The organism is Mesorhizobium shangrilense (assembly GCF_028826155.1).
In the GTDB taxonomy this organism is placed as follows: domain Bacteria; phylum Pseudomonadota; class Alphaproteobacteria; order Rhizobiales; family Rhizobiaceae; genus Arvimicrobium; species Arvimicrobium flavum.
Genome location: NZ_JAQGPN010000001.1, coordinates 827,040 through 847,350, shown reverse-complemented (window position 1 = coordinate 847,350; position 20,311 = coordinate 827,040). Strand labels below are relative to the sequence as shown.

The 20,311-nt window shown below is 62.3% G+C and carries 18 protein-coding genes; 11 read left to right on the top strand and 7 right to left on the bottom strand.

Annotated features, from left to right (window positions below):
* Positions 1-3: 3 nt before the first annotated feature.
* Entirely contained in the window at positions 4-756 is a 753-nt protein-coding gene (locus PD284_RS04155) for an SDR family NAD(P)-dependent oxidoreductase (protein ID WP_274626965.1), read from the bottom strand.
* A gap of 37 nt (positions 757-793) precedes the next feature.
* Positions 794-2,419: a GMC family oxidoreductase gene (locus tag PD284_RS04150; protein ID WP_274626964.1), complete on the bottom strand. Its 1,626-nt coding sequence runs from the start codon at positions 2,417-2,419 to the stop codon at positions 794-796.
* 410 nt (positions 2,420-2,829) lie between these two features.
* Here PD284_RS04150 and PD284_RS04145 point away from each other — a divergent pair, with 410 nt between their 5' ends.
* The 3 genes from PD284_RS04145 (at position 2,830) to PD284_RS04135 (ending at position 5,485) form a co-directional block, all read left to right on the top strand.
* Positions 2,830-3,564 carry an SDR family NAD(P)-dependent oxidoreductase gene (locus tag PD284_RS04145; RefSeq protein ID WP_274626963.1) on the top strand — a complete coding sequence of 245 codons (735 nt, stop codon included), beginning with the start codon at positions 2,830-2,832 and terminating at the stop codon, positions 3,562-3,564.
* Positions 3,565-3,626: 62 nt separating this feature from the next.
* Positions 3,627-4,544: an SMP-30/gluconolactonase/LRE family protein gene (locus tag PD284_RS04140; protein ID WP_274626962.1), complete on the top strand. Its 918-nt coding sequence runs from the start codon at positions 3,627-3,629 to the stop codon at positions 4,542-4,544.
* A gap of 167 nt (positions 4,545-4,711) precedes the next feature.
* A complete protein-coding gene (locus tag PD284_RS04135) occupies positions 4,712-5,485 on the top strand; it encodes a FadR/GntR family transcriptional regulator (RefSeq protein ID WP_274626961.1) in 774 nt (257 codons plus the stop codon).
* Between the two features lie 32 nt (positions 5,486-5,517).
* On the opposite strand, the gene PD284_RS04130 is transcribed toward PD284_RS04135, so the two are convergent.
* Both PD284_RS04130 and PD284_RS04125 read right to left on the bottom strand, forming a co-directional pair.
* Positions 5,518-6,321 (bottom strand): IclR family transcriptional regulator, encoded by an 804-nt coding sequence (locus PD284_RS04130; RefSeq protein WP_274626960.1) that lies wholly within the window; start codon positions 6,319-6,321, stop codon positions 5,518-5,520.
* A gap of 141 nt (positions 6,322-6,462) precedes the next feature.
* Positions 6,463-7,266 carry an SDR family oxidoreductase gene (locus PD284_RS04125; protein WP_274626959.1) on the bottom strand — a complete coding sequence of 268 codons (804 nt, stop codon included), beginning with the start codon at positions 7,264-7,266 and terminating at the stop codon, positions 6,463-6,465.
* 320 nt (positions 7,267-7,586) lie between these two features.
* On the opposite strand from PD284_RS04125, the gene PD284_RS04120 reads away from it, so the two are divergent.
* The 6 genes from PD284_RS04120 to PD284_RS04095 all read left to right on the top strand — a co-directional run bounded on the left by PD284_RS04120 (position 7,587) and on the right by PD284_RS04095 (position 15,000).
* A complete protein-coding gene (locus PD284_RS04120; protein ID WP_274626958.1) occupies positions 7,587-8,117 on the top strand; it encodes a hypothetical protein in 531 nt (176 codons plus the stop codon).
* 126 nt (positions 8,118-8,243) lie between these two features.
* A complete protein-coding gene (locus PD284_RS04115; protein ID WP_274626957.1) occupies positions 8,244-9,293 on the top strand; it encodes a branched-chain amino acid ABC transporter permease in 1,050 nt (349 codons plus the stop codon).
* A complete protein-coding gene (locus PD284_RS04110) occupies positions 9,290-11,110 on the top strand; it encodes a branched-chain amino acid ABC transporter ATP-binding protein/permease (RefSeq protein ID WP_274626956.1) in 1,821 nt (606 codons plus the stop codon). The genes PD284_RS04115 and PD284_RS04110 overlap by 4 nt, the downstream gene beginning before the upstream one ends.
* Positions 11,107-11,832, top strand: a complete 726-nt coding sequence (locus PD284_RS04105) for an ABC transporter ATP-binding protein (RefSeq protein WP_411956174.1) — start codon at positions 11,107-11,109, stop codon at positions 11,830-11,832. The genes PD284_RS04110 and PD284_RS04105 overlap by 4 nt, the downstream gene beginning before the upstream one ends.
* Before the next feature lie 116 nt (positions 11,833-11,948).
* Entirely contained in the window at positions 11,949-13,100 is a 1,152-nt protein-coding gene (locus PD284_RS04100; protein WP_274626954.1) for an ABC transporter substrate-binding protein, read from the top strand.
* Positions 13,101-13,359: 259 nt separating this feature from the next.
* The gene (locus PD284_RS04095; protein ID WP_274626953.1) at positions 13,360-15,000 is read left to right on the top strand and encodes a flavin-containing monooxygenase; all 1,641 of its coding nucleotides are present in this window, start codon (positions 13,360-13,362) and stop codon (positions 14,998-15,000) included.
* 29 nt (positions 15,001-15,029) lie between these two features.
* On the opposite strand, the gene PD284_RS04090 is transcribed toward PD284_RS04095, so the two are convergent.
* From PD284_RS04090 to PD284_RS04080, 3 genes are all read right to left on the bottom strand, one after another.
* Positions 15,030-16,997: an oxidoreductase gene (locus PD284_RS04090; RefSeq protein WP_274626952.1), complete on the bottom strand. Its 1,968-nt coding sequence runs from the start codon at positions 16,995-16,997 to the stop codon at positions 15,030-15,032.
* A 218-nt stretch (positions 16,998-17,215) separates the two neighbouring features.
* Positions 17,216-17,557 carry a DUF4286 family protein gene (locus PD284_RS04085; protein ID WP_274626951.1) on the bottom strand — a complete coding sequence of 114 codons (342 nt, stop codon included), beginning with the start codon at positions 17,555-17,557 and terminating at the stop codon, positions 17,216-17,218.
* A gap of 552 nt (positions 17,558-18,109) precedes the next feature.
* Positions 18,110-18,484, bottom strand: coding sequence for a winged helix-turn-helix transcriptional regulator (locus tag PD284_RS04080; protein ID WP_274626950.1), 375 nt, complete (start codon positions 18,482-18,484; stop codon positions 18,110-18,112).
* Positions 18,485-18,597: 113 nt separating this feature from the next.
* On the opposite strand from PD284_RS04080, the gene PD284_RS04075 reads away from it, so the two are divergent.
* Positions 18,598-19,665 (top strand): LLM class flavin-dependent oxidoreductase, encoded by a 1,068-nt coding sequence (locus PD284_RS04075; RefSeq protein WP_274626949.1) that lies wholly within the window; start codon positions 18,598-18,600, stop codon positions 19,663-19,665.
* On the top strand, positions 19,655-20,302 hold the full coding sequence (locus PD284_RS04070; protein WP_274626948.1) for an NADPH-dependent F420 reductase: 648 nt from the start codon (positions 19,655-19,657) through the stop codon (positions 20,300-20,302). The genes PD284_RS04075 and PD284_RS04070 overlap by 11 nt, the downstream gene beginning before the upstream one ends.
* The last annotated feature ends 9 nt before the right edge of the window (positions 20,303-20,311 follow it).

Here is a 20,311-nt window from a genome sequence, read left to right as displayed (position 1 = left end):
CCCCTAGAGCGAGGAGACGAGATGGCCGCCGTCGACGACGAGCGAGGCGCCAGTGATGTAGCTGCCGGCATCCGAGGCGAGCAGCAGGAGTGCGCCGTCGAGCTCTTCCGGCCGGCCGAGCCGCCGCTGCGGGATGCGCTTGACGAGCGCCATCCCTGCGTCGGTCTCGAAGAAATCCTGGTTGAGGTCGGTTCGGATGTAGCCCGGGCAGAGTGCGTTGACGCGGATGCCGTAGCGCGCCCATTCGAGCGCCAGCGCTTCCGTCAGCCGCACGACTCCGGCCTTGCTCGCGGCATAGGAGGCGACGCCTCCGGCAACCCGGTGGCCGAGGATCGACGCCACGTTCACGATCGATCCGCCCTTCCCCTCGCCCTTCATCTGCCGCGCCGCGGCCTGTGCGACCAGGAACACTCCCCTGAGGTTGGTATCGAGGACACGGTCCCAGTCGCCGGGTTCGATATCAAGCGCGGGACGTGCATCCGAGACGCCGGCATTGTTGATGATGATGTCCGGGCAGCGCCCGAGCGAGGCGACTGCCGCTGCTACCGAGTCCGCATCCGAGACGTCGAGCTCGACGGCCTGCGCAGCGCCGCCAGCCTGCGCGATCTCATGACAGAGCTCGTCGAGCGCGACAACGCGACGGGCGGCCACCACGACGTGCGCTCCGCGGGTCGCCAGCATGCGTGAGAAATGCGCGCCGAGCCCAGACGACGCGCCGGTAACCACTGCGACCTTCCCGGCGAGGTCTGTCATCATGCCGGGCGATGCTTGCGACGGCGGCGAAAAAGGCTCGTCACGTCGCAGCAGCCAGGATCATGTCCGCCGCCTTTTCCCCGATCATCAGCGACGGGGCGTTGGTGTTGCCCGACGGCATTGTCGGCATCACCGAGGAGTCGGCAACGCGCAGGGCTTCGATGCCGTGGACCTTCAACTGCGGATCGACGACCGCCATCGCGTCGGTGCCCATGCGGCACGTGCCAATCGGGTGATACGAGGACTGCCCGCTGTCGCGGATGTATTCGAGCAATTCGTCGTCGGAAACGACGTCAGGTCCGGGACGGAGCTCCTGCACGACATAGCCGGAGAGCGCCGATTGCCCTGCGATGCGCCGTGCGATCCTTATGCCCTCGGTAAGAACCCGAACGTCCTCTGGATGCGACAGCTGGTTCGGCATGATCGCCGGCGGCTTGCCGGGGTCGGGGCTGCTTATGTGCAGGCTCCCGCGCGATTCCGGCGCGAGTTGGACGACACCGAAGGTCAATCCCGGATGCTGATCGATGCCGCCGGCCTTGGTGTAGGCCATGCGGTCCTTGCCGCTGAAATGATGCATGGTGATCTTCAGGTCCGGCCGCAGCCTATCGGGCTGCGTCTTTGCAAGTGCATGCGCGGTGACGGAAGGAACGGTCATCAACCCACGGCCGAAGAGCAAGAATTGGGCGCCGACCCAGTACTTGAACCAGGGACTGCACACGATCTCATTCAGCCCCTTCGTGTTCTTGGCCTCGAGGCTGATACGGGTCTGCAGATGATCGATGAGATTTTCGCCGACGCCATTGAGCGCTATCCTTGGCGTTATGCCGTGCCGCTTCAGGATTTCTGGATTCCCGATACCGGACAGTTCGAGCAGTTGCGGCGTTGCGATCGGACCAGCCGATAGGATGACTTCGCGGGTGGCGCGTGCGCTGTGGGAGACACCCCCTACCGAGTAGGTTACGCCTTCCGCCCGATTGCCGGATAGGTTGATCCCAGACACGTGCGCGTTCGTGACGATCTTCAAGTTGGAACGACCGCGCGCAGGCCGAAGGTAACCCACGGCGGCGCTCTGGCGGCGGCCGCCTTTTGTGTTGAGCTGCACGCGGCTGGCGCCGTGACAGTCCTGCGTATTGTAGTCTGGGTTCTCGGGAATGCCGGCCTCTACGCAGGCCTGGACGAAAGCGTCGGTTACCGGCAAACCGGCCCGATTCCACTCGACCGAGATAGGTCCGTCCGTCCCGCGCCAGCGAGGGTCGCCGCCGTGGAACGATTCCATCTTCTTGAAATAGGGCAGGACCTCAGCATAGCTCCAACCGGTGGCGCCGCGCCGCGCCCAATCGTCATAGTGCCAATAATCGCCACGAACGAACAGCGCACCGTTGACGGAACTGGAGCCGCCGAGTGCCTTGCCTCGCGGCCACCGCAGTCGCCGGTTGCGAAGTTCCGGAATTGGGTCAGTCTCATACTGCCACATCACATCCTGACGCGGCAGCATGCGACCAGCCCCGAGTGGCGCCCGCATCCAGAACAGGTTGTCCACGCCCCCTGCCTCAAGCAGCAGAACACGATGGCGCCCGGACTCGGAAAGGCGCGCGGCGATCACTGCCCCGGACGATCCGGCTCCGACGACGATGTAGTCCCAGTTTTCGAAGGCAGGGTGGCTCATTGCATGCATTTCGTTCGTCGTTTTGAGGGCAATTGATCCGGATCTTGGTGAGGTCGCATCCTGCACCGCATCGATGCGCTTGGATCCGAAAACGCTAGCGGCGCCTCGAAAGAGCTAACATGCACATGTCGCAACGGGTAGCGAAACAGGCTCGCGCAAGGGGGAAGGCGAAGCTTATTGCATACGCATTAGTGCCGCCGGGAAGCGCCCATGAATTGGCGCTCGCGCGAATTCTACTAGTATCGGACCGTGGCTCGGCAGTTGGAAGCCGATCCGAGAAATTACCTGGGAACAGCATGGAATTGACCGACAGCACGATAGGCACACCGGTATCTGCGGCTGCGGGCAAGCGAAATGCGATGGGCTAGGCCGGGGGTATGCCGCGTTTCGACTCCCCGAAAATCTGCTTGGTGACAGGCGCCGCTTCCGGCCTTGGCCGTGCAACCGCGGTTGAACTGGCGAGCCACGGTAATGTTGTCGTCATAGGCGACATCGATGAAGACGCCAGCAGGCAGACGGTGTCCGAGATTGAAGCTGCTGGCGGGAAATGCGTCTTCGAGCGCCTCGATGTGACCGACCGTGCCGGCGTGGCGAGCTTCGTAGGCAGGATAGTGAACAGGTTCGGCAGGCTTGACTGTGCGGTCAACAACGCCGCGATCGAGGGACCACTTCACAAGGTGGACACCTATCCCGACCACGATTGGGACCGCGTCATCGACGTGAACCTCACAGGCGCCTTCTCCTGCATGAAGCATGAGTTGGCTCAGATGGCGGCGCAGGGCGGCGGCTCGATAGTCAATATCGGCTCGACGGCCTCCCTCAAGGGCATCGGACTAATGTCGGCCTATGCTGCGGCAAAGCATGCGCTCGTGGGGCTGACAAAGACCGCCGCTATCGAATACGGCGGGCAGGGCGTCCGCGTGAACGCGCTCTGTCCTGGCTCATTCCAATCACCGATGAACGACCGCCTCCACGGCAACGACGGCAGCAAGATCGGCTCGGCGATGCCTCTTGGCCGCTTGGCGGAATGCAAGGAGATCGCGGCAGTCGCGGCGTGGCTATGCTCTGACGAGGCGAGCTTCGTGACGGGAGCTGCCTATCTGGTGGATGGCGGCCGCATGGCCGGGTCGACATTGGCGACCTGAAGCGGGTCGCAAGAACAGGCGCCAGACAGAAGTTGGCGCCCAGAGTGTGAGGAGAATAGAACTTGACCGATTTTCGCGTGCTCGCTGAGGGGCTCCGCTTTCCGGAAGGACCAGTCGTCTTGGAAGACGGCTCGGTCGTGCTGGTCGAAATCGAGGCCCGCACCCTCACACGAATCCTGCAGGACGGTACTCGCATTGAAGTTGCGCAACTGGAAGGCGGGCCCAACGGGGCCGCGCTGGGTCCAGACGGCAAGGTTTATGTCTGCAACAATGGCGGCTTTGCCTGGCACGAGGATGACGAAGGTCTCCGTCCTGCTGGCGCGCCACCGGGAGACCCGGTTGGATGGATCGAACGTGTCGACCTGGCCACGGGTACGGTAGAACGACTGTATGACGGTGATGGACCTGTTCCCTTCCGCGGTCCCAACGACCTCGTGTTCGATAGCCATGGCGGGTTCTGGTTTACCGATGCAGGCAAGGGAACGCCGCGGTCCGTGCATCGTGGTGGCGTGTACTATGCAAAGGCAGACGGATCGTTCATTGCCGAAGTGATCTACCCCATGTGGCAAGCCAACGGCGTCGGTCTTTCTGCGAAAGGCGACCGCCTCTATGTCGCCGAGACGGTGACCGGCAGGGTTTGGGAATTCGAGGTCACCGCACCGGGACAAGTCCGAAAGATGCCTTTTCCATCACCGCATGGCGGCTCGTTGCTGGTGGGATTGCCCGGATACCAACTGTTTGATTCGCTTGCGGTAGACTCTGACGGGAATGTTTGCGTCGCCACGCTGATGAACGGCGGCATCACGATTATCTCGCCTGATGGAAGCTCGATCGAACGCGTCGCCCTACCGGACCGCTACGTGACGAACATCTGCTTCGGTGGCCGTAATCTACGCACGGCCTATGTGACGCTTTCGTCCACGGGAAAGCTCGTAGCTTTTGAGTGGCCGCGACCGGGCCTCCGCCTCAACCAGCCGTAGTCGACGGCAACTGAGGTCCTTTCCGGTTGGCTGGTCATAGAGCGTCTATGCTCTGCAGGACCCATGCATACCGGCAAGTGACTGACGGCTTGCCGGGCAATCTCCGTGCCAGCCTTGCAGGCATAGATGCCCGCGCCACATGAGAACCCATTCGACAGAGGATTGCCATGACAACGTCGTCCGCTCGACCCGAGGGCGTCACTCTGCCGCTTGTCGACACAGCCCCCAGCTACAAGCGTGTCGCCGACATGATCGAGAAGGAGATCGTCGGCGGCCGCATCAAGCCGGGGGACATGCTGCCGACGGAACTCGAACTGTCGGCGCAGCTTGGCGTCCATCGTTCGACCGTCAGGGAAAGCATTCGATCACTCGAGAATTCGGGCCTGCTGAAGCGCGTCGGCGGCAAGCGGCTGGTTGCTTCCGTTCCGGAGCCGAGCGCGGTCGCGCGCTACAACACGCGAGCCATGGCCCTCCGGAAAGTCAGCTTCCTCGATCTCTGGGAAGTTCAAATGGAGATCGAGCCGTTTTGTGCCGATCTCGCCGCCAGTCGCATCACCGATGAAGTCGCCGAAGAAATGATGGAAAGCGTCCGGAAGCTTGAGAGCCGCATCGAGGACGACGAGGTCGTCATCGCTCATGACATCGAGTTCCACAAGATCGTCGCGCGGGCAGCAGGCAACGCCGCGTTGGAATTGTCGGTCGACCCCATCAGCGCGTTGCTGTTCTCGGCGACGCTCGATCTCTATCAGAAAGTCCCGCAGGCGCGGCACCGCCTTTATGAGGCGCACAAGGCCATAGCTGAGGCGATCTACGCCCGTGACCGAAAAACGGCGCGTGAATGGATGACCAAGCACATTCGCGATTTCCGCCGTGCTTATCTCATCGCGGGCCTCGAACTCGAGGCTCCGATTTCCCTTGATACCGGGGTCATGAAGTTCTGAAGCGAATGCGGCATTACGCTTCAGATGTGGGGCTAGGCTGCGAGCGCCAGCCTGCGTTCCTCGCAGAAGTTGGACAAGAGGTCCGATTTAAAGGCGGAAATGGTGTCCGTAAGCCTGCGCATAAACTCGTCGCGGCGCGGGCCGACCCGAGCGCTGTCCCCACCGATGCCCACGGCAACGTTGCGGCCCGCGACGCGCACAGGGAGAAGGGCTGCAATCGAGGCAACCCCTTCGAGGCGTGAATTCATCATGTAGAACGCGTCGTCGGAACGCGCCGCGCGCAACGCTGCGGTCGTGCGGTCCACATCCAGCTTGTATGCCGGCTCAGCCTCGCGCGCGTTGATGAGCCTGACCACCCGATCGATCTGGCTGTCGCTCTCCCGGCTCAGAAGCATGTAGCCATAGGAAGACCAAGTCAGCGGCAAAGCAGTGCCTTGCGCCACTCGGCGACAAGCCACCGGATCGTCGCCGGCAATCCTATGCCACTGAACATAGATGTCATTCTGAGTGGTGATCGACGCCGTCTCGCCGGTCTCGGCAATGAGTTCGTCCAGTAGGGCTGTCAGCACACCCTTGCGGAACATCTGTTCGTAGCCGAAACTCTCGAGCCACTCACCGAGGCGATAGACTTCGGGCGCCGGCAGATAGGTCCGAGTCTTCCGATCAAAGGAAAGGAAGCCGCTGCTCACCATGCTCTTCAAAAGGAAGGTTGCGCTCGACTGCGGATAACCCAATCGTCCGATGATTTCCTTCTGGTTCAGCTCACGGCGCTCCTCGGAAAACAGCTTCAATATTTCCAACGCCCGCACAGCGGATTTGACCGGTTCACGAGTCATGCTGCTTCCTCCCTGGAAGCAGCAATATGCCATCGAGGCGCTAGGTCGACAAGAACGCGGGGCGGATAATAGGGTTGTCCGACAACGCAAATTTGCCGCGATCCAGCTCGACGGCGGAACCTGTCGGGGTTGTTCGTCACCTCAATAGAGGGTGTTGTTCTGGCCGCCGTCGCACATCACCAACTGGCCGGTAATGAAACCGGCGAGATGCGAGCACAAGAAGGCGCACAGGGCGCCGACTTCCTCAGGCTTGCCGCCGCGTCCGCCAGGCAAGCTCTTCAGCAACTGCGCAATCAACTCGTCACCGTCCTGGCCCCGCTCGGCGGCGATGGCGCGATAGGTGCGGCGGAATGAGCCGTTCTCACCGCCGTCGATGCGCCCGGTGCCGATGGTGTTGATGGTAATGCCGAACGGGGCAAGCTCGTTGGCGAGCGTCCGCGACGCGCCGAGCGCTGCCGGACGAACGATGTTGTGCACGATCATCGGCACTTCCCTGTGCGGATGCTTGGCGCACATCGAGCCAAGCGTGACGATGCGTCCCCAGCCCTGTTCCTTCATGTGGCCGGCGACTTCCTCGACGGCCTGGATGAAGCCGATCACCGTGATGTCGTAGCCGGCAAGATAGTCCGAGACGCTCGCCGCTCCGACATGGGAATCCGGCGGTCCTCCATTGTTGTAGACGAGAATATCGGGATCGCCGTGCTCCTTCCTGATGCGTTCGAAGAGCGGAGCAATGCCCTCATGCCGGCTGACATCGCCTTCGATTGCCGAGGCGTGATGGCCCTCCGCCGTCAGTGAGTCGACGACGTCGCGGGCATCCTTGGCGTTACGTGAAACGATGACGACGCGACATCCATCGCGCGCAAGCGCTTCCGCCGCCGCGCGGCCCACATTGCGGCTACCGCCCGTCACAACTGCCAGCCTGCCCTTGATTCCCAGATCCATTCCCAGACCATCTCCCGTATTCGCCTGCGCGGCGCGCCAGGGACAAGGTCCAGCGATCCGGCGATTGCAGTTCGGCCGGGATAGAAAGGCTGCCGCGCCGGGCTGTCAATCGAACGCCGAGGATTTTGCGGATGCAATAATCCGGCGGCCCGGGAGGGGGCATATTGTCAATGCAATTTTGTCTCCAGCGGCCCGCGTGATCTCCCAAACCGGCGGGCCTGTAGTATCGTCTGACGGCATGGTCGCCACCCGTGCACAATGCATCGGCCTCCTGAACCGGGGGGAGATGCGGTCGCGGAATTCAGCCGGAGAAATGGAAGATGAACGACCCTTTCCAAGGGACATGGACGATCGATCTCGCCGGCTCCTTGGTATGGGACGACAGCCTCAAGAAGCATGTCCCTGACGAGATTGGCGAGGAAGTGATCACAATCACCGTGAAGGACCGGATGCAGGACTATGAGGTGCTCTATGGTGATCGGCCCAAGATTCGAATGGGCTACACCGCGCCCTACGACAGCACGGAATGGGTGCCGTATACGGTCCGCGAAATCTTGAGCCCTTCCAATGGAACAGAAATCGCGGCGGAGGTCGAGGACTTCAAGAAGCGCATCAAGGCGAGTGGCGGAGACAGGGAGCGCCGCTTCGAAATCGGCCAGCCGTACGCGCTCGTGCGGGTGATCAATCTGGACCAGCGGACCCAATACCGCATCAGCCGCGACCATCTGAACGGCCAAGCACAAAACTCTGTGTTGCGCCGCCTCGCCGAGGACGGCAGGTCCATGGTTTCGACCGTCGTCGACGTCGAGGGTCTTGTCTTCCGCATCCGCAAGTTCGTCCGGATTGATTGAGCGAGCGGCGTCGGAGTCCTACTCGGGTCGAGCGGCCTGACAAGGCTGTACGATTTCCATCTTCAGGCGGCGCAGAACGATCCAATACGGTCTGCCGACATCGAGACGATAAGAGAAGGCGAAGCGATGGATTTTGAGATTGCGGCGATCCTGTTCCAGGACGGCATTGCAAACGGCGCGATCTATACGATGCTCGCACTCGGATTCGTGCTCGTCTTCACGACGACCAGGGTCATCTTCGCATCCTATGGCGATCTCATCGCCTTCTCGGCGCTGACGCTGCATGCCATCCAGAACGGCAAGCTCCCCGGCACTGTGTACATCCTTGGCGTCCTGGCAGTTCTGGCGGCCAGCGCCGAGTGCTGGTCGCTCCTCCGCGAGCGCACTTATTGGAAAATCCCCACGGCACTGCTCCTGTGGCTGGTCATCCCGCTTCTGCCCGTCGGCTTAGTCGTCGCGCTTCAGGGCGTCGATCTGAATATGGTGGGCCAGATCCTGGTTGCGATGGCGGTTGTCGTTCCCATCGCTCCCTTGCTGTACAGGGTCGTCTTCCAGCCCATCGAGACCTCCTCGACGCTGACGCTTCTGATCGTGGCGCTGGTCCTTCACTACGCGCTTGCCGGCTTGGCAATGGTCATGTTCGGCGCGGAAGGCGTCCGGACGGCTGCCTTCCTCGGCGGTTCGCTGACGATCTTCGGTTTCCAGTTCCAGTCTCAGCTTGTCATTGTGCTGGTCATGGCTGGCTTGCTGTCAGCCGGACTTGCGCTTTTCTTCAACGCCACGCTAACCGGCAAGGCGCTCCGCGCCACCGCCTACAACCGCGACGGCGCCCGGCTTGTCGGCATATCGACCCGGCGGTCGAGCAGTATCGCCTTCATCCTTGCCGGACTGATCGCCGCGGTCATAGGCATCCTCATCGCGCCGACCGTGACGATCTACTACGACTCCGGACTGATGATTGGTCTCAAGGGCTTCGTGGGGGCCGTCCTTGGCGGGTTCGTCAGCTATCCGCTGGCCACTCTGGGCTCCGTGCTCGTCGGCCTCGTCGAGGCCTACGCCTCGTTCTTCGCCAGCTCCTTCAAGGAGATCATCGTCTTTCTCGCCGTCATTCCCATCGTACTCACCCGCTGGCTGTGGGCGCGGCATGAGGTTGAAGACGAGGAGGAGCATGCGTGACGACCATTGATCGAAAGGTGTCCGCTCCGGTGTCGCCCGTATCGCGCTACAATATGCTTCTTATCGGCTCCGTTTTGGCGCTCAGCATTCTGCCGTTCTTCGTCGGGTCCTTCGGCCTACTTCTGCTCACCCTGGTGGGAATCTACGCCATTGCCACGCTCGGCCTCGTGCTGCTCACCGGTTCCGGTGGCGTGACGTCTTTCGCGCAGGCCGCCTTCATGGGAATCGGCGCCTATACGTCGACCTACATGACGCTTCGTCTCGGCTTCGATCCGTGGCTGGGGCTGGTTGGCGCCATCGGCTTGGTCGCGCTCTGCGCGGTTCTGATGGGTGCAGTGACGCTTCATTTGGGCGGCCACTATCTCCCTATCACCACGCTCGCGTGGGCGGTCGCGATCTACATGGTCTTCGGAAATCTCCGTGATCTGGGAGCTCACAGCGGCATCGGTGATATCCCGCCCATCACGCTGTTCGGCATCGTTTTCGACCGACCGGCGCGCACCTACTACCTGGTCTGGACACTGCTGGTGCTTGCCCTCCTCGGGGCGGCGAGCATGCTGTCATCTCGGCAGGGCAGGGCGATCAGCGCATTGCGAGGCGGTGTCTTGCTGGCCGAGAGTCTCGGCATCAGCGCGTTTCGCATGCGGCTTCTGCTGTTCGTACTGGCCGCCGAGCTTGGCTGCCTCGCCGGCTGGCTCTTTGCGCACACTCAGAGTTTCATCGCGCCCAGCAGTTTCGACCTCAACAACAGCATGCAGATCTTGCTGATGTCTGTGCTGGGCGGCGTTGGGCACGTCTTCGGCGCGGTCGCCGGGGCTGCCGCTGTCACACTCGGGCGAAATTGGATCCAGGACACCTTGCCCAGCCTCGGTTTCGACGCGGGTACCGCCGAGATTGTCGTGTTCGGTATCGTCTTCATCTTGCTGATTCACTATTCACCGCGCGGCCTTTCACCCCTACTGGCGCGCGTTCTTCCCAAGCGCCCGAACCCAGCGCTTCCGGAGCTCCGGACCGGAGAGCGACTGGCCTTCGACCGCGCCCAACAGGCTCGGGCGAGTGTTCAGCCTCTGCTGGAGTTGAAGGGGATCGGCAAGCGCTTTGGCGGCCTTGTGGCCGTCGACGACCTCAGCTTCGAAGTGCGCGCTGGCTCCATCCTCGCGCTGATCGGGCCAAACGGCGCCGGGAAGAGCACCACGTTCGATCTCATCAGCGGTTTGAAAATTCCCAACTCGGGCTCGGTCTCCTTCGTTGAGACTCCGATCACAGGCGCTCCACCGCACAAGCTGATCGGCAAGGGACTCGCCCGGACATTCCAGCACGTGAAGCTCAGGCCGCAGCTGTCGCTGCTCGACAATGTTCTGATTGGCGCGCATTGGCGGATGCGGTCCGGGGTCGCTGCCGCAATTCTCGGGCTCGACCGCGCCGAGGAAGAGGCATTTCGGCGTGAGGCGCTTCTGGCCCTGCGGGAGGTCGGCCTTGCGGACGACCCCTTCGCCCTCGCCGGAAATCTGCCGCTCGGTCCGCAGCGGCTTCTGGAGATTGCCCGCGCGCTCATTTCCGATCCCGTCCTCGTCATCCTGGATGAGCCGGCGGCCGGTTTGCGCGCGCTGGAGAAGAAGGCGCTGGCGGATCTGCTGCGCCACCTGCGCGCCAAGGGCATGTCCATTTTGCTTGTCGAGCATGATATGGAGTTCGTGATGGGCCTGGCCGACGATGTCGTGGTGCTCGAATTCGGACGCCGGCTGGCGGTCGGAAAGCCCGCGGATGTTCGCCGCGACCCGAAGGTGCAGGAAGCCTATCTGGGTGGGGTCGCGTGATGGGTTTCCTTCGCACCGCCAACTTCAACGTCAGCTACGGCAAGATCGCAGCGATCCGCAGCATGTCGATCGACATGGAGCCCGGCCGCATCGTCACAATCATAGGGCCGAACGGCGCGGGCAAGAGCACGTTCCTAAAGGCGCTGATGGGCCTGCTGCCCTTTGATGGCCAAGCCGAATTTCTAGGTGAGCCGCTGCAGCGCCACGACGTTCAGTATCGTGTCGGCAAGGGCATGGTTCTCGTGCCCGAGACACGCGAGCTGTTTGCGCAGATGTCGGTTCGAGACAATCTGCTGCTTGGCACATTCAGCCGCCGCAGAACAGGCGCCGCCTCCATCCGCGAGGATTTCTCGCGTGTATTCGAACTGTTTCCGCGGCTTGCCGAGCGGGCCAGCCAGATTGCCGGAACCTTGTCGGGTGGCGAGAGGCAGATGCTGGCGCTTGGTCGTGCGCTCATGGCGCGACCGAAACTGCTGATGCTGGACGAGCCGAGCTTGGGCCTGGCGCCGATTGTCGTGCGCGAGATTTTCCGCGTCATCGCGCAACTGCGCGAGATGGAGGTCAGCATCCTGCTGGTCGAGCAGAATGCCCGCGCCGCCCTCATGACAGCCGACCACGGATACGTGCTCGAAACCGGCGAGGTCGTGCTTTCGGGCCCGGCCGCCGAACTGCTGCACGATCCGCGCATCATGCGCACGTATCTAGGTGCTTCAGCGGCATGAGGCGTCACGATCGCCCCTGAAGACCTATCACAAGTCTGCCCTGCCGTTCCGTCACGGAGCGGAGGGGGATCGAGTGGGCCGGAGGAACCGTCCCGAAAATGGAGGAGCACAACAGAATGATTTCAAGACTCGTGTCTGTGACGACGGCATGCGCGATTGGCGCGCTTGCACTCGCCAGCCCAGCTCTCGCCGAGATCAAGATCGGCGTGATCTATTCTCTGTCGGGTCCTGCGGCCTCGCAGGGCATCGCGCTCAAGAACGCGGTCGAACTTGCCGTTCCGGCCGACATTGGCGGCGAAAAGGTGAACGTGATCGTCCTTGACGACGCCAGCGACCCTGCGGTCGCCTCGCGCAATGCGCGAAAGCTCGTTGAGGGGGACAATGTGGACCTCATCATCGGGCCATCGACGGCGCCCACGGCGATCGCAATTGCTCAGATCACGTCTGCCGCGAAGCTCGTTTTGATGCCGACAGCTCCGGTCAAGCTCGACGATGCCCGCGACGAATGGATCTTCAACGTCCCGCCTCCGCCCGCCAAGTGGATGCTTCCGACCATAGCGGACATGAAGAAGAAGGGCATCAAAACCATCGGCTTCCTCGGCTTCTCGGACGCATGGGGCGACATCAACCTTTCCACCCTGCAGGCGCTTTCAAAGGAAGCCGGGTTCGAGATCGTCGCGGACGAACGGTATGCACGCGCCGATACTTCGGTGACCGGGCAGGTGCTGCGCCTCGTCTCGAAGAACCCTGATGCGATCTTCCTCGGGGTTTCCGGTTCTGCCGGCGTCCTGGCGAACGTCGCCGTTGTCGAGCGTGGCTACAAGGGGCCGATCTACAATTCGAACGGCGTGTTCAACAAGGACTTCCTGAGCCTTGGCGGAGCGGCGCTCGAGGGAATCCACGCGAACATCGGCGCCATTGCGGTTGCCGAGAGCCTGCCGGATTCCGAGCCGCGCAAGCCTGTCGCGCTGGACTTCATCGCAAAGTACAACGCCAAGCACGGTGAAGGCACCGTCGACGCGGTCTCCGGCTTCGGCTACGATTCCGGTCTACTTGCCGCGGAGGCCCTGGAGAATGCGGTGCAGACCGCCAAACCCGGCACGCCGGAATTCCGAGCTGCGATAGCGACCGAACTGCGCAAGCTGAACCAGGTGCCTGGCGTGCACAGCATCTACACCTTTGCCGATCCGAAGTGGCCATGGGGAGTCGGCGACGACGCAGCGTTCCTCGTGACCGTAAAGGACGGAAAGTGGGTTCTTTCCAACTAGGCGTCCAGCCTGGCGACGGTCCGCATGTGCGGTTTTTGACTAAAATTCGGCGCGCAGCATCTGCGCGCCGAATTGCGTTTGAAAGTCCAAGCCCGCCGGCTTTCGGGGGGCCTTCCTTCGCCCGTCGGCGTGGCGGCTTTGCATATGAAATACTGAAACCAACGGCTCTTATTGCCGTGCCCGGACCCGGTGCTTCGGCTATCTCCTCCGTGAGGATCCAATGCCTTGAACCATCCACAGGGGCGCATGTCGAACGCTGATGAACCGGCCAAACACGCTTTCGCAGTTGAATGAACCTGCGGCCTCGGCCGAGTACGACGCCATCATCATCGGGGCAGGCGCCAGTGGGATTTCGTCACTGGTGCGACTTGGAGAACTGGGCCTGCGCTGCCGCCTCTTCGAGGCTGGAGAGGGGCCGGGCGGGGCATGGCACTGGAACCGCTATCCCGGTGCACGCTTCGATTCGGAAAGCTACTCCTACGGGTTCTTCTTCTCTCCCGAGCTATTCGCGGAATGGGACTGGAAGGAACATTTTTCGGGACAGGCGGAAACCGAGAAATATTTCAACTACGTCATCGACCGTTTCGATCTGCGCAAGGATATGCAGTTCTCTAGCCGTGTGACGGCGGCGTGTTTCCTGGAGAGGGAAAGCGTCTGGGAGGTCACGCTTGACGACGGCAGGAGACATAGGGCGCGCTGGCTCGTCGCTGGCGTAGGGCCGTTGACGCTCCCTCAGCTCCCGAGGATCGAAGGCGTCGAGACATTCGCCGGGGAAGCATATCACACGGCTCGCTGGCCGAAGACTCCCGTCAGCTTTGAAGGCAAGCGCGTGGGCGTTATCGGCACCGGCGCCTCGGGGGTGCAGACCATCCAGGAGGTGGCAAAGACCGCACGTCACCTGACGGTCTTTCAAAGGACGGCGAACTATTGTGCACCGCTCAAGAACGGCCCGATCACGCCTGAGGAGCAGGACGAGATCAAGGCGAGCTACGCGGACCTAAAGAGGCGGGTGAACTCGTCGCGGGCCTGGTTCCTCCACACCCCCGTGCTGCGGAGTGTCTTCGATGCTTCGCCCGAAGAGCGGGAGCGCTTCTTCGAGGAGCGCTACAACGCGCGGGGAATGGGCATATGGCAGGGCAATTACATGGATCTCGTCATTGACGAGGGCGCCAACGCGTTGATCTCCGACTTCATTCGCAGGAAGATTCGAGAGCGCGTGAACGATCCCGAGACGGCCGAGAAGTTGATACCCAAGGATCATGGCTTCGGAACGCGCCGCGTCCCCCACGAGACCAATTATTACGAGGTCTACAACCAGCCGAACGTGACGCTGGTCGACCTGAAGCAAACACCCTTCAAGCGCATCACGCCCACAGGCGTAGAGACGACAAATGCGTTCCACGAACTTGACATGCTCATCTATGCGACCGGTTTCGATGCCGTCACGGGTGCCTTCGAAGCGATCGACATAGAGGGTGTGGACGGCCTGAAACTGGCGGACAAGTGGAGCGAGGGCCCGATCACCTATCTCGGCCTGATGGTGACCGGTTTCCCGAATTTCTTCATGCCGGCTGGACCGCTCAGTTCCCAGGGCAACATTCCGCGCACCAGCGAATACCACGCCGAATGGATAGCGAGGCTCGTCAAATATATGGACGAGCATGGACTGACCTATGCCGAGCCGAGGCTGGCGGTAGAACAGGAATTCATGGACCATGCGCGCGATGTTCAGAGCCGCCACCTTTCGGCTGGCGTGGACAGCTGGTTCACCGGCGTCAATACGAATGTCGACGGGCGCACCAAGCGCCGCGTGATGCAGTACCGGGATAGTGCTGACGAGTATCGTCGGCGCTCCGAGGCGGCGATCGCCAGCGGTTTCGACGAACTCATCAAGAAATAGGCGGGGCTATCGCTGAGATGGCTGGATGCTCAGACCGCGTTTCCGGCCATCCACCCTTCCCGCACGGCGGTTGGCAGGAACCGAGGTGAAAGCGCGTCGCCGACGATGCGCACGTCGGGATGGCGACCAGCCAGTGCGTGGAAGATTTCCGAGTTCCCGCGGTTCGGGCTGATCAGCACGACGAAATCGGCCTCGATCTGCCGCGTCCGGTTCGACGTCGCTGGCAGGTAAGTTGGCCCTATCATTGCCGTGTATTCGCCAATCGAGATGACGCGGCCGCGCAGGTGGATATCGATCCCAGCCGAAGACAGGCGGCGCAGCATCGGTTCGTTCACCGCCGACGTTTCGAGCAGCGGCGCGAACGAGACATGCCGGGATACAAACGTCACCCGGCAGCCGCGGTCGAGCAGGTACTCGCTGACCGCGATGCCCTCGTAATGGCCTGTATCGTCCGCGACCAGAACACTCTTGCCATCGACCTGTCGGTTGCCCTCCAACAGGTCGAGCGATGACAGCACATGCGGCTGGTTAACGCCCTTGATCTTCTCACCCGGGTTCATCGCCTGGATGCCGTCCATGCGCGGAGTGGAGCCAGTAGCCACGATCACGCTGTCGGCCTTCTCCGCGAGAACCTCATCGGCTTCGAGATATGTCGACAGGCGCACCTCGACCCCGAGCCGATACAATTCGGTTTCCTGCCACGCGGTAATGTCACGGATGCCGGTGCGCGACCTTGTCGCCGCGGCCAGATTGACCGCGCCGCCGAGGCGGGGTCGCGCCTCCGCCAGGATCACCTCATGCCCCCTCATCGCGGCCAGGCGAGCGGCTTCCATGCCTGCGGGACCTCCACCGACCACCAATACTCTCTTCCGATGCTCGGCACCCATGACGCGCTCCTCAGAGATCGTCCTTTCGCGTCCCGCCGTGGGATTGACCGTGCAGCCCACCCTGATCTCGGGCCCGAAAAGGCCCGCCAGGCAACCCTGGTTGCAGCCAATGCACGGACGCACCTGCTCGGCGCGACCATCGATCGTCTTCTGCACGATATGCGGATCGGCAATGTGGGCCCGCGTCATGCCGACAAGGTCGGCATCGCCTTGTCGGATGATCTGGTCGGCTTCTTCCAGCGTCCTGATGCGCCCGGTCACGATCGTGGGGACGGAGGCGGCCTTCGTCACGGGAACGGTGCGAGGCAGTTCGTAACCTGCCGGTTCATGCATCCCCGCCAGGATCCGGTCGAAGTTCTGATAGCTGCCGATCGAGACGTTCACGAAATCCACGAGGCCATGGTTCTGGAGCAACTCGACCAAGGCACGGCTCTCGTCCACGCTCACCCCACCTGTCGCCTCGTCGGGCCCAAGTCTGACGCCGACAGGAAAGCCAGACGAAACCTCAGCGCGCACGGCCTTCAGGATTTCCAGAAGGAAGCGCGCCCGGTTCTCAAAGCTTCCGCCGTAGTCATCCGAGCGTCGGTTGGTGTTGGGCGAGAGGAACTGCTGAATGAGGTAGCCGTGGCAGCCATGCACCTCAACGCCGTCGACACCCCGCTGTTCGCACTTGCGCGCGGCAAGGGCGAAGCTAGCGACAATCTCATCGATCATCGGCTTGGTCATGACGACCGGCACGGCGTTGGTGAAGGGGCTGGGCATGTCGGAAGCCGACCAGGATGGGGAGCCGTCGTCCGTTCGCGTGTGCTGTCCCCCATGCCAGAGCTGCTGAAAGAGCTTCATGCCCAGGGGCCTCAGCTTGTCGATCATCCACCCATAGTCTTCCAGTTGGGAATCGCTCCAAGCCTTGAGCGAGTTGGGTGAAGTGGGGTGGACGCTCATCAGTTCCAGGATGGTGAGACCGACGCCTCCGCGTGCGCGCGGCGCATGGAACTCAAACAGATCCTCGAAAGAGTGGTATGCCAGTCTCGTGCCGTGGGCTGTGCGCACCACGCGATTGCGGATGGTTACCCCACCGATATCAATCGGCTTCAGAACGTGGGTCGTCATCGAGTCTCCATCGGCCGCGATCTTCGTTCGGGAAGTCGTCGACACCGATTGGTCGGCCAAATCGAACGGCCGGGCACACCACGACGTATGTGTCGTTCGTCAACTGCGCGCTCAGCCCTCAGATGATAGTGGAACGGCGTGGAGTTTCGAGGCTGGCGCTTTGCGCGCGAACCAGTATTGCACTCGCAATGGCCGATGAAATCGATACCGCTACCGCGTCAAGCTTCAGTACTCTTCACATCGGTAATCGGCTCAAAGAAGTACATCAGCCGTTCGGTATCCATCGCACTGCTGATAGGCATCTCGGAGGTGCCCGAGCGCGCCTTCAGCTCTGATACGATCGAGCGCACATCGTCCGTTTCGCATTCGTAGACCGCGAGATACTTGTAGGGGTGTGGTCCCGGCGAGCGTTGATGGTCGGCGAGCTTGAAACGCTGGGCCGAGACAATTCCCGGCACCTTCAAAAGATCGGGAAGGTGGGTTTCCGTATACCAGTCGTTGTATTCGTCTTCGCGGCCCGGCACGGGGTTCGTGAACCCGAAGAAAAGGTATTTCGGCATTCGCTCCCCCAGTGTCTGCTATCGTTGCGCCCACGGACATGGGAACACGGTTCTTTCCGCGTGGTGACCTACACCACCACTTCCCACTTTCATACCGACGTTGTGCAGCCGGGGATTGGTATTTTCCTGATAGCAGCGATGTGTCGGTATACATGTGAATGGGGCGCAGATGGCCGGGATCGAGTACGCGAATGCACGCAATCCTTGGCGGGTCACTGCGCGGTCACAATCTCCGGAGTACTTGGCGGTTCGCGCGTGTCCACTCTGTTCGAGCCCAGTTCGAAACTGGAGGACCTCGACGCCTCGTTCTCCGACGGATTCAAGCGCATTCGCAGCTACTGGAGCGAATTGCCCCAACAGCGCAATTTTTGCCTTGCCAAGGTTGGGGTCGAGCGTTCGAATCGCTCCACCCGCTCCATTTAAGCTTCTACGAAAGCCGCGGTCCTCCGCGGCTTTCGTTGTTTCTGGGCAGCACTCCGCGAAAGCCTCAACGCCTGGCAAGCCTGGCCGGCCCCGGCCTCCCGACCTGACGTCACCTATCGCAGGCGGAGATCAAGCAGCCTGGTCGCGGCCATCGAACCAGACCTGCGCAACAGCGATCCGGTTTTCGTTCTCGATCGCCCATTTGCCCAGCTCCTCAACCGGACCGCGGAGCGAATGGCCCAGCTCGGTCAGCTCATAGTCGACGCGCGGCGGCTTTGACGGGGTGACCGTGCGAAGGACGAGACCGTCGCGCTCCATGCTCCTCAGCGTCAGCGTCAGCATCCGCTGCGAGATCGTGCCCACGGCGCGCTTGATCTCGTTGAAACGCCGGGGTCCGTCGCGCAGCGCCATCACGATCAGGACGCTCCACTTGTCGCCGACCCGCGCGAGGATCTGGCGTACGGGCCTGCACACGTCCAGCAGGCTGCCGTTCTCCGGTAACATCGATGTGCCTCCTTGTGCCGCTGTAGCCAGTCACAATATTAGGCCAGGTTACGAATATATACCGTCTGTGACGCCTGTCCTCAAGCCGCGTCACCGGTGAAGGAGCAAAGATCATGGAACTTGGCGTTTATAGCTTCGGCGACGTGCAGATGGATGCCGCCACCGGCAAGCTCGGCTCGACGGCCGAGGCCACCCGCAATCTGCTCGAGGCCATCCAGCTCGCCGATCAGGTGGGACTGGACTATTTCGGCATTGGCGAGCACCACACGCGCGAAATGCCGGCGTCCGCTGCGACCGTCATCCTGGGCGCCGCTTCGTCCACGACCAGGAACATCAAGCTTGGCAGCGCCGTCACCGTGCTCAGCACCGACGATCCGGTGCGGATCTACCAGCAGTTCGCCACGCTCGACGCGCTTTCCAACGGCCGCGCCGAAATCACCGCCGGCCGGGGATCGTCGACGGAATCCTTCCCGTTGTTCGGGCACAGCCTGAACGACTACGACGAACTCTACGCGGAAAAGCTCGAGCTGCTCCTCCAGATCAACGAAAGCGAATCCGTCACCTGGAACGGCAAGTTCCGCCCCGCCTTGAACGACGCACTGGTGGTGCCGCGCCCCGAGCGAGGCTCCTTGCCGATCTGGCTCGCCACCGGCGGCAATCCGCATTCGTCGGTGCGGGCCGGCCTGCTTGGCCTGCCCGTCTCCTACGCGATCATCGGCGGGCAGGCGAAGCGCTTTGCGCCTCTGGCCGATCTCTATCGGCGGGCGGCTGCGCAGGCGGAGATCCCGCAAGGCAGGATCAAGGTTTCCGTCGCCAGCCCCGGATTCGTCGGCGAGGATGCGGCTCAGGCCAAGGAATTTTTCTGGACCCATTGGCACCGCGTCATGGAGCAGCTTGGCAAGATCCGCGGCTTCGCGCCGCCACCACGCTTCCACTACGACAAGGAGGCCAGCGGAAGCGGAGCCCTGTTTGCCGGTGGTCCCGAAGAGATTGCGGAGCGCATCGTCGACCTGCACAAGAGCCTCGGGCACGTGCGGCAGTTCTTCCAGACCGATGTCGGCCAGATGCCGCACAGGGAGTTCCTGCGCTCCATCGAGTTGCTCGGCACCAAGGTCAAGCCGCTGGTCGATGCCGAACTCGGCAACACCAGCGCTGCGAAGGAGACAGCCGATGCCGCATGACGCGCATGCCATCGGCATTCTCGGCGCAGGCCGCGTCGGCACCGCGCTGGCGCGGCTGGCGCTCGAAGCCGGCTACGAGGTCCGCGTCGCAACGGCGCGGCCGCCTGCCGAGATCGAGCTCCTGCTGGAGTTCACGGCCCCCGGAGCGAAGGCGACGACGGCCGAGGATGCGATTGCCGCCAGCGATATCGTGGTGCTGGCGCTGCCATTGTCGAAGTATCGGAGCCTGCGGCCTGACCTTCTGGCCGGGAAGGTCGTCATCGACGTCATGAACTACTGGGCGCCGACCGATGGGACCATTGCCGAATTCGAGGGCGAGCGATCCAGCAGCGAGGTCGTCCAGGATTATCTGCCGGGGGCACGGCTGATGCGCAGCTTCAATCACATGGGCTACCATGAGATCGAGGAGGAAGCGCGGCCGGCAGGTGATCCCGACCGCCGCGCTCTGGCCCTAGCCGGAGATGATGCCGCAGCCCGCAAGATCGTCGCTGCGTTTGTCGACCGTCTGGGCTACGATGCCGTCGACGCTGGACCGCTCGCGGCCAGTCGCCACTTTGGCACGGGCACGCCGATCTTCGGCGCCGGCTTCGGCCGTGCCGAGATGGAAAAGCTGCTGGCCGTCGAACAGGCGGCGTGACAGCCTTTT